The following is a 2,854-nucleotide window of genomic DNA, read 5'->3' as shown; positions in this document are numbered from 1 at the left end:
TCTCGGGGGTGGACATCACCGTCACGCCGCCCGCCAGGGCCAGCGAGCACTCCCCCGAGCGCAGCGCCTGGATCGCCCAGTGCAGCGCCACCAGCGACGACGAACACGCCGTGTCCACCGTCACCGCAGGACCCTCCAGGCCGAGCGTGTAGGCGATGCGGCCGGACAGGACGCTGCTGGCGCGGCCGATGCTGGAGTAGCCGGACAGTTCCTCGGGCAGCTGTACGAGGTCGGCGCCGTAGTCGTAGTACGAACCCCCGGTGAAGACGCCGGTCGCGCTGCCGCGCAGCGTCGCCGGGTCGATGCCCGCCCGCTCCAGCGCCTCCCACGCGCTCTCCAGCAGCAGCCGCTGCTGCGGGTCCATGGCCAGCGCTTCGCGCGGACTGATCCCGAAGAACTCGGCGTCGAAGTCACCCGCACCGGGAAGGAAACCGCCCGCGTGGGCGTAGGTGGTGCCGGGGTGGCCGGGCTCGGGGTGGTAGATCGAGTCGATGTCCCAGCCGCGGTCGGCGGGGAAGTCGGAGATGGCGTCCCGCCCCTCGGCCACCAGCCGCCACAGCTCCTCGGGCGAGTTCACCCCGCCCGGATAGCGGCAGGCCATACCGACAATCGCGATCGGCTCACCCTCACCGCCGGCAGCCGGGACCAGGGCCCGCTCCCCCTCGCCGTCCGCCGAACCCGACAGCTCACCCAGCAGATAGTCGGCCAGCACCGCCGGTGTCGGGTAGTCGAAGACCAGCGTCGCGGGCAGCCGCAGCCCCGTGACCTCGTTGCAGCGGTTGCGCAGTTCGACGGCGGTGAGGGAGTCGAAGCCCAGGTCGCGGAAGGCCCGGTCGGTCTCCACGGCCTCGGACGACGTGTGGCCGAGGACCGTGGCGGCCTGCTCGCGCACCGTCGTCAGCAGCAGCGCCCGCTGTTCGGACGGTTCCCGTTCGCGCAGCCGACGGCGGAGATCGGACGTACCGGCGTCGAGCGGGGCGGCGTCGGAGTCCAGCACCCGCCGTACCTCGGGCAGGTCGGCGAGGAGCGGGCTGGGGCGGGCCGCCGTGAACCCGGCGGCGAAGCGTTCCCACTCCACGTCCGCGACGGTCAGTGCGGCAGCGCTGCCGCCGACGGCGAGTTCGAGTGCGTGCACGGCGAGTTCGGGTCGCATCGGGGGGAGGCCCTGGCGCCGCAGTACCTGCGCGTCGTCGCCGTGAGCCGCCATCCCGGCATCGGCCCACGGGCCCCAGGCGACGGCGGTGGCCGCGAGGCCACGGGCGCGGCGCCGCTCGGCCACCGCGTCCAGCGCCGCGTTGGCCGCCGCGTACGCACCCTGTCCGCTGCCGCCCCACACGCCGGACACGGAGGAGAACAGCACGAACGCGTCGAGCGCGTCCTCGGCGAACAGCTCGTCCAGGTGGGCCGCGCCCGCCGCCTTCGCCCGTACGGTCTCGGCGAGCTCCGCGAGCGTCAGCGCGCTCAGCTCCGTCGTCGAGTCGACACCCGCGGCGTGTACGACCGCGCGCACCGGCTCACCCCGCTCGGCCGTCTCCGCGACGAGAGCGGCGAGCTGTTCGCGGTCGGCCGCGTCACAGGCCGCTACCGTGACCTCGGCCCCCAGCGCGGTGAGCTCGTCCGCGAGTTCGGCGGCGGCCGGAGCCTCCCGTCCCCGGCGGCTGGTCAGCAGCAGACGCTCGGCGCCGTTCCGCGCCAGGTGCCGGGCGACACAGGCGCCCAGCGCGCCGGTCCCGCCGGTGATCAGCACGGTTCCCCGGGGACGCCACGGCGTGACCGGTCCGCGGTCCTGCGGCGCCCGTACGAGCCTGCGGGCGAGCGCACCCGCCGTACGGAGGGCGATCTGGTCCTCGCCCTGGGCCGGGCCGCGCGCCGGGCCGCCTGCGGCCAGTACACCGCCCAGCCGGGCGAGCGAGCGTTCGTCAAGGGCGGGCGGCAGGTCGATCAGACCGCCCCAGCGATGCGGATGCTCCAGCCCCGTGACCCGGCCGAGCCCCCATACCTGCGCCTGGTCGGGGCTCTCCAGCGGTTCGGTGGGAACCGTCGCGACCGCGCCACGGGTGGCCAGCCAGAGCGGCGCGTCAACCTCCGCGTCACCCAGCGCCTGGGTGAGGAGGAGCGTGAGCGCGAGGCCGGCCGGGATCTCGTCGTGCAGCGTGTGGGCGCCGCCGGTGAGGGCGAGCAGCGACAGCACACCGGCCACCGGCTCACCCTCGGTCCCGGTACCGGCGCCGGTCCCGGTACCGGCCGCTTCCGCGATCCCGGCCGCGAGCGTACGGCGGTCGGCGTCGGCCGCGACCGCGAGCGGGACGACATGCGCGCCGCGTACCGTCAGCGCCCTGGTCGACCACTCCAGCAGTTCGGATCCGGCGTCGGCCACCGGGTGCACCAGGAGCCAGGTGCCGGACAGCGCGGCGGACCCGTCGGGCGAAGCCCCGATCGCTCCCTCGCTCAGCGGCTTCCAGGTGACGCGGTACCGCCAGTCCCCGACGGCCGAGGCGTCCCGCCGGCGCCGGTGCCAGGACGACAGCACGGGCAGCAGCTCGGCCAACGGCGCGCTCAGTCCGTCCCCGTCCCCGTTCCCGTCCCGATCGCCTTCGGCGGCGAGCAGCGCGGCCACCTTCCCGGGGTCCCCGGACGCGACCGCGTCCCAGAACCCCGCCTCTTCGGAGGCTGCGCCGGACGACTCGTCCGAGCGGGTCTCGGGGGCCGGGGGCGCGAGCCAGTAGTGCTGGTGTTGGAAGGCGTAGGTGGGCAGCTCGACACGCCGGGCACCGGACTCGGCATACAGCGCCTCCCAGTCCACATCCTGACCCGCGACATGCACCCGCCCCAGCGCCTGCAACACCGCAGACAC

The 2,854-nt window shown here is 74.9% G+C and carries 1 protein-coding gene; it reads right to left on the bottom strand.

Annotation, left to right across the window (positions count from 1 at the left end):
• On the bottom strand, window positions 1–2,824 hold a 2,824-nt coding region (locus tag G5C65_RS34880; RefSeq protein WP_165303073.1), incomplete at its 3' end, for an SDR family NAD(P)-dependent oxidoreductase.
• Window positions 2,825–2,854: the final 30 nt, after the last annotated feature.

Origin of the sequence: Streptomyces boncukensis (assembly GCF_011045075.1) — a bacterium.
Classification (GTDB): Bacteria; Actinomycetota; Actinomycetes; order Streptomycetales; family Streptomycetaceae; genus Streptomyces; species Streptomyces boncukensis.
The sequence above is the reverse complement of the archived record's forward strand: the minus strand, read 5'-3'. Positions and strand labels throughout refer to the sequence as shown.